This window comes from Streptosporangium sp. NPDC023825 (assembly GCF_040639575.1).
GTDB lineage: Bacteria > Actinomycetota > Actinomycetes > Streptosporangiales > Streptosporangiaceae > Streptosporangium.
Genome location: NZ_JBFAAE010000079.1, coordinates 22,861 through 37,107, shown reverse-complemented (window position 1 = coordinate 37,107; position 14,247 = coordinate 22,861). Strand labels below are relative to the sequence as shown.

Annotated in this window: 14 protein-coding genes and 1 pseudogene; 9 read left to right on the top strand and 6 right to left on the bottom strand. The window is 73.2% G+C overall.

Features of this window, described 5'->3' with window-relative positions:
• On the top strand, positions 1-1,030 hold a 1,030-nt coding region (locus tag AB0G15_RS39160; protein WP_362850318.1), incomplete at its 5' end, for an ice-binding family protein.
• 217 nt (positions 1,031-1,247) lie between these two features.
• Here the strand turns inward: AB0G15_RS39160 and AB0G15_RS39155 are convergent.
• Together AB0G15_RS39155 and tnpA are read right to left on the bottom strand one after the other, a co-directional pair.
• On the bottom strand, positions 1,248-1,514 hold the full coding sequence (locus tag AB0G15_RS39155) for an Lrp/AsnC ligand binding domain-containing protein (RefSeq protein ID WP_362850317.1): 267 nt from the start codon (positions 1,512-1,514) through the stop codon (positions 1,248-1,250).
• A gap of 79 nt (positions 1,515-1,593) precedes the next feature.
• A pseudogene (gene tnpA, locus AB0G15_RS39150) lies at positions 1,594-1,833 on the bottom strand (IS200/IS605 family transposase); the annotation flags it as partial.
• 64 nt (positions 1,834-1,897) lie between these two features.
• On the opposite strand from tnpA, the gene AB0G15_RS39145 reads away from it, so the two are divergent.
• The gene (locus AB0G15_RS39145) at positions 1,898-3,040 is read left to right on the top strand and encodes a transposase (protein WP_362850315.1); all 1,143 of its coding nucleotides are present in this window, start codon (positions 1,898-1,900) and stop codon (positions 3,038-3,040) included.
• On the opposite strand, the gene AB0G15_RS39140 is transcribed toward AB0G15_RS39145, so the two are convergent.
• Positions 2,999-3,328 carry an Lrp/AsnC family transcriptional regulator gene (locus AB0G15_RS39140; RefSeq protein WP_362850313.1) on the bottom strand — a complete coding sequence of 110 codons (330 nt, stop codon included), beginning with the start codon at positions 3,326-3,328 and terminating at the stop codon, positions 2,999-3,001. The two genes, AB0G15_RS39145 and AB0G15_RS39140, sit on opposite strands and share 42 nt — an antisense overlap.
• Positions 3,329-3,439: 111 nt before the next feature.
• Between AB0G15_RS39140 and AB0G15_RS39135 the strand changes: the two genes are divergently transcribed.
• Positions 3,440-4,291 carry an LLM class flavin-dependent oxidoreductase gene (locus AB0G15_RS39135; protein ID WP_362850311.1) on the top strand — a complete coding sequence of 284 codons (852 nt, stop codon included), beginning with the start codon at positions 3,440-3,442 and terminating at the stop codon, positions 4,289-4,291.
• The gene (locus tag AB0G15_RS39130) at positions 4,288-4,713 is read left to right on the top strand and encodes a nucleoside deaminase (RefSeq protein ID WP_362850309.1); all 426 of its coding nucleotides are present in this window, start codon (positions 4,288-4,290) and stop codon (positions 4,711-4,713) included. Before AB0G15_RS39135 ends, AB0G15_RS39130 begins: the two co-directional genes overlap by 4 nt.
• Before the next feature lie 17 nt (positions 4,714-4,730).
• Here AB0G15_RS39130 and AB0G15_RS39125 read toward each other — a convergent pair whose 3' ends face one another.
• Entirely contained in the window at positions 4,731-5,639 is a 909-nt protein-coding gene (locus AB0G15_RS39125; RefSeq protein WP_362850307.1) for an alpha/beta hydrolase, read from the bottom strand.
• A 182-nt stretch (positions 5,640-5,821) separates the two neighbouring features.
• Between AB0G15_RS39125 and AB0G15_RS39120 the strand changes: the two genes are divergently transcribed.
• Positions 5,822-6,760 carry an NADP-dependent oxidoreductase gene (locus tag AB0G15_RS39120; protein WP_362850305.1) on the top strand — a complete coding sequence of 313 codons (939 nt, stop codon included), beginning with the start codon at positions 5,822-5,824 and terminating at the stop codon, positions 6,758-6,760.
• 49 nt (positions 6,761-6,809) lie between these two features.
• Here the strand turns inward: AB0G15_RS39120 and AB0G15_RS39115 are convergent, their stop codons facing one another.
• Positions 6,810-7,772 carry an ArsR family transcriptional regulator gene (locus AB0G15_RS39115; RefSeq protein ID WP_362850304.1) on the bottom strand — a complete coding sequence of 321 codons (963 nt, stop codon included), beginning with the start codon at positions 7,770-7,772 and terminating at the stop codon, positions 6,810-6,812.
• 60 nt (positions 7,773-7,832) lie between these two features.
• Here AB0G15_RS39115 and AB0G15_RS39110 point away from each other — a divergent pair, with 60 nt between their 5' ends.
• The 4 genes from AB0G15_RS39110 (at position 7,833) to AB0G15_RS39095 (ending at position 13,320) form a co-directional block, all read left to right on the top strand.
• Positions 7,833-9,014 carry an MFS transporter gene (locus AB0G15_RS39110; protein ID WP_362850302.1) on the top strand — a complete coding sequence of 394 codons (1,182 nt, stop codon included), beginning with the start codon at positions 7,833-7,835 and terminating at the stop codon, positions 9,012-9,014.
• Positions 9,015-9,131: 117 nt separating this feature from the next.
• On the top strand, positions 9,132-10,349 hold the full coding sequence (locus AB0G15_RS39105) for a histidine kinase (RefSeq protein ID WP_362850300.1): 1,218 nt from the start codon (positions 9,132-9,134) through the stop codon (positions 10,347-10,349).
• Positions 10,346-11,008, top strand: coding sequence for a response regulator transcription factor (locus AB0G15_RS39100; protein ID WP_362850322.1), 663 nt, complete (start codon positions 10,346-10,348; stop codon positions 11,006-11,008). The genes AB0G15_RS39105 and AB0G15_RS39100 overlap by 4 nt, the downstream gene beginning before the upstream one ends.
• Before the next feature lie 224 nt (positions 11,009-11,232).
• Positions 11,233-13,320, top strand: a complete 2,088-nt coding sequence (locus tag AB0G15_RS39095; RefSeq protein WP_362850299.1) for an MMPL family transporter — start codon at positions 11,233-11,235, stop codon at positions 13,318-13,320.
• Positions 13,321-13,358: 38 nt separating this feature from the next.
• Here AB0G15_RS39095 and AB0G15_RS39090 read toward each other — a convergent pair whose 3' ends face one another.
• The gene (locus AB0G15_RS39090) at positions 13,359-14,198 is read right to left on the bottom strand and encodes a pentapeptide repeat-containing protein (protein WP_362850298.1); all 840 of its coding nucleotides are present in this window, start codon (positions 14,196-14,198) and stop codon (positions 13,359-13,361) included.
• Positions 14,199-14,247 lie beyond the last annotated feature (49 nt).

Genomic DNA, 14,247 nt, shown 5'->3' with positions numbered 1-14,247 from the left:
CGGCAGCGGCGGCGGGAACGGTGACGAGGACGAGGAGGAAGGCGGCGGCTACAACCCCACCGTCGTCACCGGGGGCCTCGGGGCGCGGCCGGGCGTGACGCTGAGCGGTTTCCCGTCCGGCGCCGTCCCGCAGGCCGACGCCACCGCCCAGCGGGCACAGACGGATCTGACCGCCGCCTACGACGACGCCGCGGGCCGGCCCGTCGACGCCACCGTCCCGGCGGAGCTCGGCGGGACCACCGTGACGCCCGGCGTCTACGCCTCCGCCTCGGGGAACTTCAGGCTCACCGGCACTCTGACCCTCGACGCGCAGGGCGATCCGGACGCCGTCTTCATCTTCAAGGCCGCCTCCACCCTCGTCACCGGGCCCGCCAGCACGGTGACCCTCGTCAACGGAGCCCAGGCGGCCAACGTCTTCTGGCAGGTCGGCACCTCGGCCACGCTGGGAACCGGCTCCGCCTTCTCCGGGAACGTCCTCGCGCTGAGCGCGATCACCGCGACCACCGGCGCGACCGTGGTCGGCCGCCTGCTGAGCCGCGGCGCGATCACCCTGGACACGAACACCGTCGTGCGGCCCTTCGCGCAGCTCTGCGGGACGGCGACGACCACGACCACGCTGACCTCCACGTGTCCCTTGGGAGACGGCGGCCCGATCACCTTCACCGCCAGGGTGACCGCCTCGGACGCGACCGTTCCCACAGGGCAGGTCGGCTTCGCCACCGACGGGGCGAAGCTGGGCACGGCCCAGCTCGACGCGGGCGGCGTCGCCACCCTGACCGTCTCGGACCTGCCCGCGGGGGTGAACCGCGTCGTCGCCACCTACGCGGGCACGGCCCAGCTCGATCCCAGCAGCTCACCGGTGCTGATCCAGCGCGCGGACCTCGGATGTCCCTGCCTGGGACCCCTGCCGGTGGGAAGTGGTGAGCGAGACGGCGCCCGCCGCGACGACCACGCCGGTCCCGCGGCGGAAAGGAAGGGCCGCACCCGGATCACGGCCGCCGCGACCGGCTGCGGCGCCCGCCGTTCCTAGCCCTCCCGGGCGGCGGTGACGCGGGGACCGGCACGGGCGACCGCGGAAGTCTCCCGCTCGCCAGGGGGAGGGGGCCGACGGCGCCGGTGTCCCGACCGGCGCCTCGGGAGTCTTCCGCTCGCCAGGGGGATGGGGTCGGGGGCGCCGGTGTCCCGACCGGCGCCACGGGGGTTTCCCGCTCGCCAGGAGGAGGGGGCCGACGGCGCCGGCGCCCCGATCAGCCCGGCCGGGGGTCCCGCGGGCCACGGTAGGGCAGCGTCTGGCTGTAGACGAGGTTGGTGGTGGTGCCGCCCAGCAGGGCCAGCTCGTTGACGAGCTCTTCGAGGTGGCCCATGGAGGTCGCGGCCACCTTCAGCGTGTAGCAGTCGTCGCCGGTGGTCCGCAGGCACTCCAGGATCTCGGGACGCTCGTCGAGCAGCCGGTGCAGTGGCTGGTGCCGGCTGCCCGGATACTTCAGCGTGATCTGGCGTGGAACCTTGGGCATTTACGCCCGGGAGGAAACGACAGCGCGGGAGGGCCCCCAGGCCCGAGCGGTGCTCTGACAGTCGGTTGCTGTGGGTAGCTCAGCCTGGCCGCTTCTGGTCCTCGATGTACTTCTTGATGATCGACAGGGGTGCCCCGCCGCAGGACGCGGCGAAATACGAGGGGGACCAGAAATGGCCGCCCCACAGATACCGGCGGATGTGGACCGGAAACTCCTTGCGCAGCAGCCGCGCCGAGACGCCCTTGAGGGAGTTGACAAGAGTCGCGAGCGCCACCTTGGGCGGATAGTGCACAAGCAGGTGGACATGGTCGTGCTCGCCGTGCCGGGTATCAGGGCTGGGTTCCCACCGCGGTGATATGGACCTAACGTTAGTGTGTTCGATTGTGAAACTGGTGGTGCAGGTGAAGCTCCTTGCGACGCCGCAGCAGGCGGCGGCGCTGGAAGCCACCCTGGACGCCGCCAACCGAGCGGCGAATCTGGTCGCGGCAATGGCGTTCCAGCACCACTGTTTCCGCACCTTCGACCTGCGCAAGCACACCTACAACCAGATCAAGGCCGAGTTCGGGCTGGCCGCCCAGGCCGCCCAGCATGTGATCAAGAAGGTGTGCGACGCCTATCGCAGCCTGCACACCAACCTGGCCGCCGGGAACCTGGGCAAGCCCGGATCTCCGCGCCGGGTCAAAATCGAAGCCCAGCCGATCTCCTTCCGATCACTGGCGGCCCAGCCCTATGACGACCGGTGCCTGTCTTGGCAGCATGATGCGCGGACGGTGTCGATCTGGACGACCGCCGGGCGGCTGAAAGGGGTGGCCTTCACCGGTTCGGCGCGGCAACTGGCGCTGCTGGCCGCCCATCGACGCGGTGAGTCGGACCTGATCTGCCGGGACGGAATGTGGTTTTTGCATGCCACGGTCGAGGTGGCCGACCAGCCGCTATCGGAACCGGACGGCTTCGTCGGGGTGGATCTGGGGATCGCCAACATCGCTACCACCTCCGATGGGGTCCGTCATTGCGGCAAGGGCCTGAACGCGGTCCGCCACCGTAATCGCCAACTCCGCCGCCGCCTGCAGGCCAAGCAGACCAAGTCCGCCAAGCGGCTGCTGAAACGGCGGCGTCGTAGCGAGGCGCGGTTCGCCGCGAATGTCAACCACATCATCGCCAAAAGCATCGTGGCCGAGGCAGAACGCACCGGGCGCGGGATCGCTCTGGAGGATCTCCAGGGCATCCGCGAGCGGGTACGGCTTCGCAAGCCCCAGCGGGTCACGCTGCACTCCTGGAGCTTCCACCAGCTCGGAGCTTTCCTCGCCTACAAGGCGGTCCGGGCAGGAGTGGCGGTGATTCTCGTGGATGCGGCCTACACCTCACAGCAGTGCTCGCACTGCGGGCATGTGGACAAGCGCAACCGGCCTGACCAAGCCACCTTCTCGTGTACGTCGTGCGGTTTCGCTGAGCACGCCGACGTCAACGCAGCCCGGAACATCGCCTCACGCGGTGAGACGGGCTGGGCAGTGAGTCACGCTGCCTGACGCGGACCAGACCGTCGAAGCCATCGACGGCGAGGAGCTGCAAGCTCGGTCGTTCACGGCCGAGAAGCTGACGCGCACGACGGCCAGCAGGGGGAAACCGGCCTTCTCCAGGTCGACGTTCGCGTGGTAGCCGGTGATGACGCCCGTCGCCTCCAGCCGCCTGACTCGCTCGGTCGTGGCCGAGGCGCTGAGGTTCACCCGCCGCCCCAGCTCGGTGATCGGGATGCGGCCGTCCCGCTGGACCTCGACCAGGATCGACCAGTCGGTCGCGTCAAGACTCTCGGCCATCCGGCAAAGATACCGGCATATCAACGGCATACGGCGCTGTACACCGGGATGAATCCCTTCCGGCCGGGGATGATCGCTCGATACCCTGACAGGGTGAAAATAGGCGTTAACGTGCTGAATTTTGGACCCGGCACCGACCCCGGGACGCTGCGCGACTGGGCGCGGACGGTGGAGGGCCTGGGCTTCGATCTGCTCATGGTCTCCGACCATGTCGTGATCACCCCCGATGTCGCCGAGCAGTACCCGGCGCCGTTCTACGAGCCCTTCACCACCCTCGCCTGGCTGGCCGGGGTCACCGACGGGATCCGGCTCGGCACCACGGTGCTCATCGTGCCGTACCGCCACCCGCTGCTCGTCGCCCGGATGGCCGCCAACCTCAACGGGCTCAGCGGCGGGCGGCTCGTCCTCGGTGTGGGCGTCGGCTGGGCGCGGCAGGAGTTCGAGGCGCTCGGGGTGCCGTTCGAGCGGCGCGGGGCGCTGACCGACGACCATCTCCGGGCGATGCGCTCCGCCTGGGACGACGAGGCGGACTACGGGGCCGGGCGGATACCGGTCTGGGTCGGCGGCAACGGCGACGCCGGTCTGCGCCGGGCGGTGCGCCTCGGTGAGGCCTGGCACCCGCTGCGCCTCACCCTCGGCCGGATGCGCGAGGCGCTGGACCGGCTGAAGGTCATCGCGGACGAGGAGAGCCGGCCGGTGCCCGGTTTCGCGCCCCGCATCGCGCTGCGGCTCACCGAGTCCCCGATCACCGACCCCGGGCGGCTCGCCGGCGAGGGCACGATCGACCAGGTCCTCGACGACCTCGAACGGCTGCGCCTGCTCGGCGCCGACACCGTCGTGCTCGACCCGTTCGACGGCGACCCGGAGGAGACGCGCCACCCGGAGGTGGCCTGGCAGGCGCTCGCGACCGTGGCCGCCCGCTGGGATCTGCGCACCCGTCAATCAGGAACAGGACAATCATGACGAACGACGACGAGAAGTATCTCCGCCGGGCCATCGAGCTCGCCGCCGGGGCGCGGGCGGGCGGAGAGGCCCCGTTCGGGTCGCTGCTGGTGGGCCCGGACGGCACCGTCCTCGCCGAGGACCACAACACGGTCCTCGGCGACCGTGACATCAGCGCCCATCCCGAGCTGAAGCTGGCCAGGTGGGCGGCCCGCGAGCTCGACCCCGGCGTCGCGGCCGCCACGACCATGTACACCAGCTGCCAGCCCTGCCCCATGTGCACGGGCGCCATCGCACGCTCCGGCCTCGGCCGCGTCGTGTTCGCGCTCTCCAACGAGCAGTTCGCGGGCCTCAAGCCGGGAGGCGGCTGGCCGCACGTGCCCCAGGAGGGCCCCGCGCTGTTCGACGAGGCACGCGTCCCGGTGGAGGGCTACTACGTCTGATCGATTTGCCCCGATCGCTACCGCGCCGTCGTGACCGGGTTCCCGGAGAGGAACGAGCCGAGCAGCTCCGCCGTCATCTCGGGAGCCTCCTCGGGGACGTAGTGCCCGCAGGGCAGCGCCTGGCCGCGCACGTCGTCCGCGTAACGCCGCCAGACGTCCAGGACGTCGTAGCTGCGTCCGACGAAGCCGCGCTCGCCCCACAGGACCAGCACGGGGCAGGTCACGCGCCTGCCCGCCTCGGCGTCGGCGTCGTCGTGGCGCAGGTCGACGCTCGCGGCGGCCCGGTAGTCCTCGCAGGAGGCGTGGACGGCCGCCGGATCGGAGAAGCAGCGGACGTACTCGTCCTCGGCCACCGGGTCGAACGAGGTCCCGCCGTGCTGGACCTTCATGTGGGCGCGGACCCAGTGGCCGGGGTCGGCGCCGATCATGCGCTCGGGGACGCCGTCGCCCGCGGCGAGGAAGAACCAGTGGTAGTAACCGAGCGCGAACGCGGCGTCGGCGTGCCGGAACGCGTGGCGGGTGGGCACGATGTCCAGCACGGCCAGCCTGGTCACCGCCTCGGGCTCGTCCAGGGCCAGGCGGTGGCCGACCCGCGCCCCGCGGTCGTGGCCCGCCACCGCGAAGCGGCCGAAGCCGAGTGAGCGCATGACCAGCAGCTGGTCGTGCGCCATCACCCGTTTGGAGTAGGGGCCGTGGTCCGGCGCGGAGGGGGGCTTGTCGCTGTCCCCGTACCCCCGCAGGTCGGTGAGGACCACGGTGTGCTCGCGGGCGAGCACGGGCGCCACCCGATGCCAGATGAGATGCGTCTGCGGGTAGCCGTGCAGCAGCAGGACCGGGGGGCCGTCACCCGAGACGTACGTGTTGACGCGCACGCCGTCGGCGTCGATCACGTGGTGGGCGAACGAGGCGGGCAGAGGAATGCTCACGGTGGTGTCTCCGATGGGCGCGACGGGTCTGCGGGATCGGCCGGGCGCCTCGCGGCTCCGGTCCGTCCCTGCCTGCATACCCGGATCCGGCCCGGGACCCGGGCCGTTGAAAGGAGCCGTTCGATGCTGTAGAACGGTGCCGCGCTGTCCGCGGGCCGGCGCGCGCTTCGAAAGGCCAGGGGATGAAGGCGATCGTTTACCGGCGCTACGGCGGGCCGGAGGTCCTGGAGACGGCGGACGTTCCCGAGCCGAAACTCGGCCCGGAGTCCGTTCTCGTCGACGTGCGGGCGGTGTCGGTCAACCCCGTCGACTGGCAGACGGCCGCCGGGCATCTGGACGGCCGTTTCGACGTCCACTTCCCCGTCATCCCCGGCTGGGACGTCGCCGGGGTGGTCGTGGAGACCGGCCCGACGGTCACCGGCTTCGCGGCGGGGGACGAGGTGATCGGGTACGTGCGCGAGGACTCCATCGGGAGGGGAACCTACGCCGAGCGGGTGGCCGCGCCGGTGCGCACCATCGCCCGCAAGCCGGCCGGCCTGAGCTGGGAGCAGGCGGCCACCGTCCCGATCGCCGGCCTCACCGCCTACCAGTCACTCGTCCACGCGCTGCGGGTGGGAGCCGGTGACACCGTGCTGGTCCAGGCCGCGGCGGGCGGTGTCGGATCGTTCGCCGTGAGGATCGCCGCCGCCCTCGGGGCGCGCGTCATCGGCACCGCCTCGGCCCGCAACCACGACTACCTGCGAGAAATCGGCGCCGAGCCCGTCACCTACGGCCCCGGCCTCGAAGAGCGGGTGCGCTCGCTCACGCCGGCCGGAGTCACCGCGATCATGGACATGTACGGCGGCGAGGAGCTGGTGTCCTCCCTCGGCCTGTTGCGCGGGGACGCGCGGGGGCGGGTCGTCTCGCTGGCCGACGACGGCGTGCGGGAGCACGGCGGCACCTTCGTGTTCGCCCGGCCGAGCGCCGAGGACCTCGACGAGCTGCGACGGATGATCGAGAACGGCCTGGCCGTCCCCGAGGTCACCACCGTCCTGGACCTGTCCGAGGCGGCCGAGGCGTTCCGGCTGAGCCGGACCGGTCACGTGCGAGGAAAGATCGTCCTCAGGGTCTCGGCGGGCTGACCGGGCGCCCCGCCGGGCCGCGGCGCGCGCCTTTCGCACCGCGCCGCGTTCACGCGTTCCACTCCGTCAGGGCGTCGCCCATCGGGGTGCGCGTGTAGAGCACCGACCGCCCGCTCCTGCCGCGCGAGACCAGCCCCGACCGCCTGAGCACCGCGAGGTGGTCGCCGACGCCGCCGAGCGTCATGCCCAGCCTGGCGACGAGCTGGCTGGTGCTCGCGGGCGTCGCCAGCTCCAGCAGCACCGCGGCCCTGCCTCCGCCGAGCAGCGCGGCCAGGCTGTCCGGCGCGGGCACCCGGCTCTCCCACAGCGCGGCCACCCCCCGCGCGGGGTAGGTGAGCCCGAAGGCGCGCGGCGGGTCGAGGTAGACGATCCTCCCGCCGAACGCGTTGGGCACCAGGACCAGGCCGACACCGCCCAGCCGGTGCGAGGCGCCGGTCACCCGGCCGAGCAGGATCCGCCCGCCCTCCAGCGACATGTGCACGTCCAGCCCGTCGAACACCTCGGCCCAGCCGTAGACCGCCAGCCGCCCCGCCCGCTGCACGATGTCACGCTCCAGCAGCGCGCGCATCCTCGGCCAGTCGGGCTCGATCAGCTCGCTCCACGCGGCGGTCAGGCTCTCCGCCACCCGCTCGGCGACGTCGGGCACGTCCAGCGCCGCGGCCGTCGGCCGGCCCCGGTAGCTCAGCTCCAGGTCGGCGCGGGCCTTGCCGTACGGCGTGCGCCGCACGGCCAGCGCCTCCTCGGAGAAGGTGGTGTCCACGCGCGGCGGCGGAACGCAGAAGAAGTCGGGCACGTAGTCGGTGACCGTCAGCAGGCCGGCCAGGGCCCGCAGGACGGGGTCGGCGGCGACCAGCGCCTCGTAGCGGTCGCGCACCCCGGCCGTCCACCGCGACATCCCCGGCGGGAGCCGGACCCCGGCGAGCAGCGGCAGGGCGGTGACCACCTGTGCCATCGGCGACATCACGAAACGGGTGCGCGCCAGGTCCTCGGGGGTGCACTCCAGATAGGACAACGTTTCGCCTCCTGACGAAACAATAGCCCGCCGTGCCGGCCGGCCCGCATGCTCCGGTGGGTGAACACCTATCGGGAGATCTTCGCCGTCGGCCAGTTCAGGACGCTGTTCGCCGCGCAGGCCGCGAGCGTCACGGGCAGGACCATGGAGAGCCTGGCGCTGTCCACGCTGGTGTACGCCCATACCGGCTCGCCGTTCCTGGCCGCGCTGGCCTACCTCGCGGGTTTCCTGCCGCAGGCCGTCGGAGCGCTGACGCTCGGAGGGCTGGCCGACAGGCTGCCACCCCGGGCGCTGCTGGTCTCGTGGGACCTGGCCAGGGCCGCCGCGGTCGCGACGCTCGCCCTCGGGGTGCTGCCGGTGTGGGGGATGATCGCACTGGTCATGGCGTGCGGGCTGTTCGACGCCGTCGCGGGCGGCGCGCGCCAGGCGCTGCTCGCCGACCTGCTGCCGGGCAACGGCTACGTGCTGGGCCGCTCGGCGCTGAACATCGCGGCCGGCGCCACGCAGATCGCCGGATTCGCCCTCGGCGGGACGCTGCTGGCCTGGGCCGGGCCGTACGCGGCGCTGTGGTCGGGCGCGGCGCTCGGCGCGCTGGTGGCGCTCACGCAGTGGCTGGGGTTGCGGGCCGGGCCGCCGAGGGCGCCGGGGCGGCCGGCCTGGCGGCAGGCCTGGGCGGTGAACGGGGAGTTGCTGGGGGACCGGCGGATCCGCGGGCTGCTGCTCGCGCAGTGGGTGCCGAACGGGCTGATCGTCGGGGCGGAGGCGCTCTACGTGCCGTACGCGGGCGGCTCGGCGGGGGCGCTGTTCATAGCGGCGGCCGGCGGCATGCTCGCAGGGGATCTCCTGGTCGCCCGGTCGACCACGCCCGAGCAGCGGGTCCGGCTGGCGGTGCCGCTGTTCACGCTGATGGCGGTGCCGTACCTCTTCTTCGCGCTGTCGCCGGGCGCGTGGGCCGCGACGGCGCTGGTGGCGGTGGCCTCCTTCGGCTTCGCCGGGCATCTGGGCACGCAGGAGCGCTACGTGGCGGCGGTGCCCGAGCGCGTCAGGGGGCAGGCGCTCGGGCTGGCGGGCAGCGGCACGATGGCCGGACAGGCGCTGGCGGCCTCGGGGACGGGGACGCTGGCCGAGTTCGTGCCGGTCCCCGCGGCGATGGCGCTGGCGGGGGCGGCGTCACTGGTGGCGACCGCGTTCCTGTACACCGCGCTGACCCGGCGTCCGGAGCCGGCTCCCGTACGGAGCTGACCCGCCGTCATGGGGAAGCGGGCGGCCGGGCGGGCCGCCCGGCCGTGCACCCCTGGCGGTAGGCGACTACCGCCAGGGGTGGATGTCCCGGCCCGCGGGCCGGATTACTGTGGGGGAGTGAGCAGGTTCGCGCTGGTGGCCGCCATGGCCGCGGTCGTCGGGTTCTCCTCGGTCATGGCCTACGGCAACCAGCCCGGTGCCCGGCCGCTCGACGCCCTCGGCTGCACGCTGCTGGCCCTGACCGTGCTCGGGCTGGTCAGGCTGGGCGAGCGGCCCGAGCTCAGCCTGGTCGTCTGCGCGGCCTCGGCGGGGGTCGTCTTCGTCCTCGGCTACGCCTACGCGCTGTGGCCGATCCCCGCGCTGATCGCGGTGTTCGCGACGATCTCCTCAGGACGCCGGGTGCAGGGCTGGGCGGGTGCGGGTTTCCTCGTGGCGGTCCCCTCGGGTGCCGTGCTCCTCGACAGGAGCCTCGACAACCTCACCGGCCTGCTGCTGTGGGCGCTCATCACGGTGGTGGTCGGGCAGCTCGCCGAGGTGTCCGGGTCCCGGCGCGCGCACGCCGCCGAGGTGGAGCGGCGGATGGTCGAGGCCGAGCGGACCCGCGAGGAGATGGCGCTCGGGCGGGGGCGTGAGGAGCGGCTCAAGGTCGCCAGGGAGTTGCACGACGTCACCTCCCACACCGTGTCGCTGATCGCGCTGCACGCCGCCGTCGCCGCGGAGGCGATCGACCGCTCCGGCGGCCCCGAGGCGGCCAGGGAGGCACTGTCGGTGATCCGTACGGCCAGCCGCGAGGCCCTGGCGGAGATGAAGGGCGTCCTCGGCGTCCTGCGCGAGGACGGGCCCGAGAGAAGGCGGCCGATGCCGGGCGCCGGTCAGCTGGAGGAACTGGTCGCGGCCGCGGGACTGCCGGTGACGTTCGAGATCGTGGGGGAGTGTCGGGCGCTGGCCCCCGCGGTGGACCTGACCACGTACCGGATCGTCCAGGAGGCGCTCACCAACACCATGCGGCACGCGAAGGCGAACACGGCGCGGGTCCGGTTGGGCTTCGAGACCGGCGGCGTGACCGTCCAGGTGGACGACGACGGCCAGGGCAGCGGCACGCCCCCGCCGGGCGCCGGGCACGGGCGGACCGGCGGTGAAGGTGCCCGTGCCGGGCACCGGCGCGCCGGTGACGACGGGATCCGTGCCGGGTACGGGCGGGCGGGTGACGACGGGATCGGCGGGGGGCACGGGCTGGCGGGGATGGCGGAGCGGGTGGCCGCGGTCGGCGGCCGGCTCGTCGTCGGCGACCGGCCGGAGGGCGGGTTCCAGGTCGCCGCGTGGCTTCCGGCATGATCACCATCCTGCTCGCCGACGACCAGCCGCTGGTCCGCGCCGGCCTGCGCGCCCTGCTCGACGTGGAGGAGGATCTCACCGTGCTCGGGGAGGCCGCCGACGGCCGCGAAGTCGTGCGGCTGGCCGCCGAACTCCGTCCCGACGTCGTGCTGATGGACATCCGCATGCCGGGGATCGACGGGCTGGAGGCCACCCGCAGGATCGTGGCGGCGGGCGGCGCCAAGGTGGTCGTGGTCACCACCTTCGACCTTGACGAGTACGTCTACGAGGCGCTCCGCTCGGGCGCGAGCGGCTTCCTGGTCAAGGACGCGGAACCGGCCGAGCTGCGCCACGCCGTGCGCGTCGCCGCCAGGGGAGACGCGCTGTTGTCCCCGGGCGTCACCCGGCGGCTCATCGAGGAGTTCTCGGCCAGGCCCGATCCCGCGCCCGGCCGGGCCAGGCTGGCGCCGCTTACCGATCGCGAGCGCGAGGTGCTGGCCAGGGTCGCCGAAGGATTGAGCAACCTCCAGATCGCCGAGCGCCTGCACATGAGTCCCGCCACGGTGAAGACGCACGTCAACCGCATGATGGCGAAGCTGGCCGTGCACGACAGGGCGCAGCTCGTCGTCCTGGGCTACGAGTGCGGCCTGGTCCGTCCCGGGCTGCCGAGGAAGTGGTAGGCCGGGGCGGGGGACAGGCGGGCCGGGGTGACACCAGGCCGGGGTGACACCGGGCAGGGGTCTCGCCAGGCCGGGTGGCGTGGGGCAGGACGCCGGCGAGCCGGGCGGTGACGGGGCGCTTCCACGGGCGGTCCGGCCGGGTTCCGGCCCTACCGCCGGTGCGGTAGGGCACGGCCCGCGCCGGGTGGACGACCGCGGGCGGTGCCCGTTCCTAGCGTCGGGCCATGACATCCCTCAACTCCCCGGCGCGTTTCTGCGCCCGCCACGGATGGCTGGTGCTGCTCGCCTGGCTGGCCCTGGCCGCCGCCCTCGTCGTGGGCGCCGCCCGCGCGCCCGGCGCCACGACGGAGGACTTCGCGCTGCCCGGCTCGGAGAGCCGCCGGGCCGCCGACCTGCTCGGCGACCGCCCCGCCGAGCCCCAGGGCAGGCTCGTGGTGTCCGCGCCGGCGGGCGTGCGCGCCCCCGAGGTACGGTGGGCGGTGACAGCCCTGATCGCCCGCATGAACACCGTCCCCGGCGTGACGGTCGCCGTCCCCCCGGCTGAGGGCTCGCGGCCCCGGCCGTCGCGGGAAGCCCCCTACGAGCAGGTCTCCGCGGACGGCACCGTCGCCACCGTCCCGATTCGTCACACCGGCGAGGAGAGCGCCGCGAGACTCAAGGAGCTGCGCGACGCCTTCCGCGCCCCCACCGCCCCCGGGACCCCCGTCCTCACGGCTGAGCTGTCCGGTGACGACTTCGCCGACTTCGCCCCCGGCGGTCTCATCGAGGGCGTCGGGTTGCTGGCCGCCGCGGTGATCCTGCTCCTCGCGTTCAGGTCGCTGATCGCGACGGCGCTGCCGCTGCTGATGGGCGTGACCGGGGTGATCTGCGCCGTCTCCCTGCTCTCGCTGCTGGGGAACGTCGTCCCCACGCCGGGATTCGCCGTGTACGTGACCGTCATGCTCGGCCTCGGCGTGGGCATCGACTACGCGCTGCTCGTCGTCACCCGCTTCCGCGCCTCGCTGGGGGAGTGCCGTACCGTCGAGGACGCCGTGGTGCGGGCGATGACCACCGCGGGCCGGTCCGTGCTGTTCGCCGGCATCACGGTGATCATCACCGGCGCGGGCATCCTGTTCCTCGGACCCTCGCTGGGCGGCGGCATCGCGCTGGCCGCCGGGTGCGGCGTGCTCATGGTGATGCTCACCGCCCTCACCCTGCTGCCCGCGCTGCTGGGCCTTCTCGGCACCCGCGTCGACCGCCTCTCCCTGCCGCACCGCGGCGGGACGACCGGCCCGCTGGCCCGCCGGTGGAGCAGGGCCGTGCAGCGCCGTCCCCTCGTGGCCGGCGCCCTCGCGCTCGGGCTGCTCCTCGGGCTCGCGCTGCCCGCGGCGAGCCTGCGCTTCGGCTGGTCGGACGCGGGCAACCGGCCGGTCTCCGACACCACCCGCCGCGCCCACGAACTGCTCGCCGGCGGTTTCGGCCCCGGTGCGGCGGGCCCGCTCGTCCTGGTCTCCGCCGAGCCCCTGGGCCGGGCGGTCGCCCAGGCCGCGAGCACGCCCGGCGTGGCCGGAGTGACCGCGCTGGACGAGCGGACCGCCCTGGTCGTACCGGAGACGGGCCCGCAGGAGGAGGCCACCACCGGCCTGGTCCACGCGCTGCGCGCCGGGTTGCCGGCCCCCGTTCTGGTCACCGGCGCCACGGCGGCGGGCGTCGACTTCGCCGAGCACTCCTTCGACCGGCTGCCCTGGATGGTCGGCGCGGTGCTGCTCGCCTCGTTCGCGCTGCTGGTGCCGGTCTTCCGCAGCCTGGTCGTGCCGCTGAAGGCCATCGCGGTGAACCTGCTGTCGATCGGCGCCTCCTACGGCGCGGTCGTCGCGATCTTCCAGTGGGACGTGCTCGGCCTAGGCGCCGGCGGGCCGGTCGACGCGTGGGTGCCGATGATGCTGTTCGTGATCACGTTCGGGCTGACCATGGACTACGAGGTGTTCCTGCTCTCCAGGATCCAGGAGGAGTACGCCCGCACCCGTGACAACAGCCGCGCGGTCACCGAGGGTCTGGCGGCGACGGCACGCGTGATCACCGCGGCCGCCGCGATCATGTTCTGCGTGTTCGCCGCGTTCGGCACGTTCGACGACAGGCCGCTCCGGATCCTGGGCGTCGGCCTGGCGGCCGCCGTGCTCATCGACGCCACCGTGGTCCGCCTGGTCCTGGTGCCGTCGGCGATGGAACTGCTCGGCGACCGCAACTGGTGGTTCCCCGGAACCGGCGGCGGGCGCGCCGCCGGCGGGCCGGGCAGGGGAGCGACGATGGTCACCGGTGAGCAGGTCGGGTGAGTGACGCCGGCCACCGCCGGTTGAGGTGCGTGCGGGGACTACCAGTGAGCCGGCCGGGTGAGCGACGGCGGCAGCGTGGTCCTGGCGTCACCCTTCGCCGCGTCCAGCTGGGACTGGATCAGGAAGATGCTCCCGGTCAGGTCGGCGCCCGAGAGGTCGGCGCCCCTGAGGTCGGCCCCGATGAGGTCGGCCGTCCTCAGGTCGGCGCCCCTGAGGTCGGCCCCGATGAGATAGGCCCCCCTCAGGTTGGCGCCCCTGAGGTCGGCGCCTCTCAGCTTGGCCCCGATGAGGTCGGCGCCCCTGCGGTCCTTCTTCCCGCGCCCGGCTCCGGCGCGCACGAGCTCGCTCGTGCGCAGCAGCAGGGCGTTGACCTCCCGCCGGTGTGCCGCCACGTCCAGCCGTACGAGAGCGTCGGGGGTGTCGCGGGTGAGGCGTTCGGTCCTCTCCAGGGCGAGGCCGAGCTCACCGTGGACGGGGAGGGCCTGCGGCAGTGTCAGCGCCTCGGTCAGGTACCAGAGCAGCTCGTGGAGATCCCGCATGATCGGGAACACCTCGAACATCTGCTTCGCGGTCCGCGGCGCCCGCCGCCAGTCCTGCCCGCCGAAGGTGACCTGGGAGACCTTCTGCCCGGCGCCGAAGCAGTCGTAGACGGTGCAGCCCCGGAAGCCCTTGTCCCTGAGACGCGTGTGAATGCCGCAGCGGAAGTCCGTTCGCAGGTTGGGGCAGGCCTGACCGGCCTTCTTGTCGATCGCGAAGTCCGACGAGGCCGAGAAGGCGGGCACGACACAGCACAGCGCGAAGCAGCTCTCGCAGTCGGCGCGCAGATCGGCGCGATCCCCCGTGGGGGAGGCGGCTGCGTGTTCGCGTCTCTCGGACAATGCGCGGGACCTCCTGTACCGGGCGGGCGCGCTGTTCACAGCCGGTGAA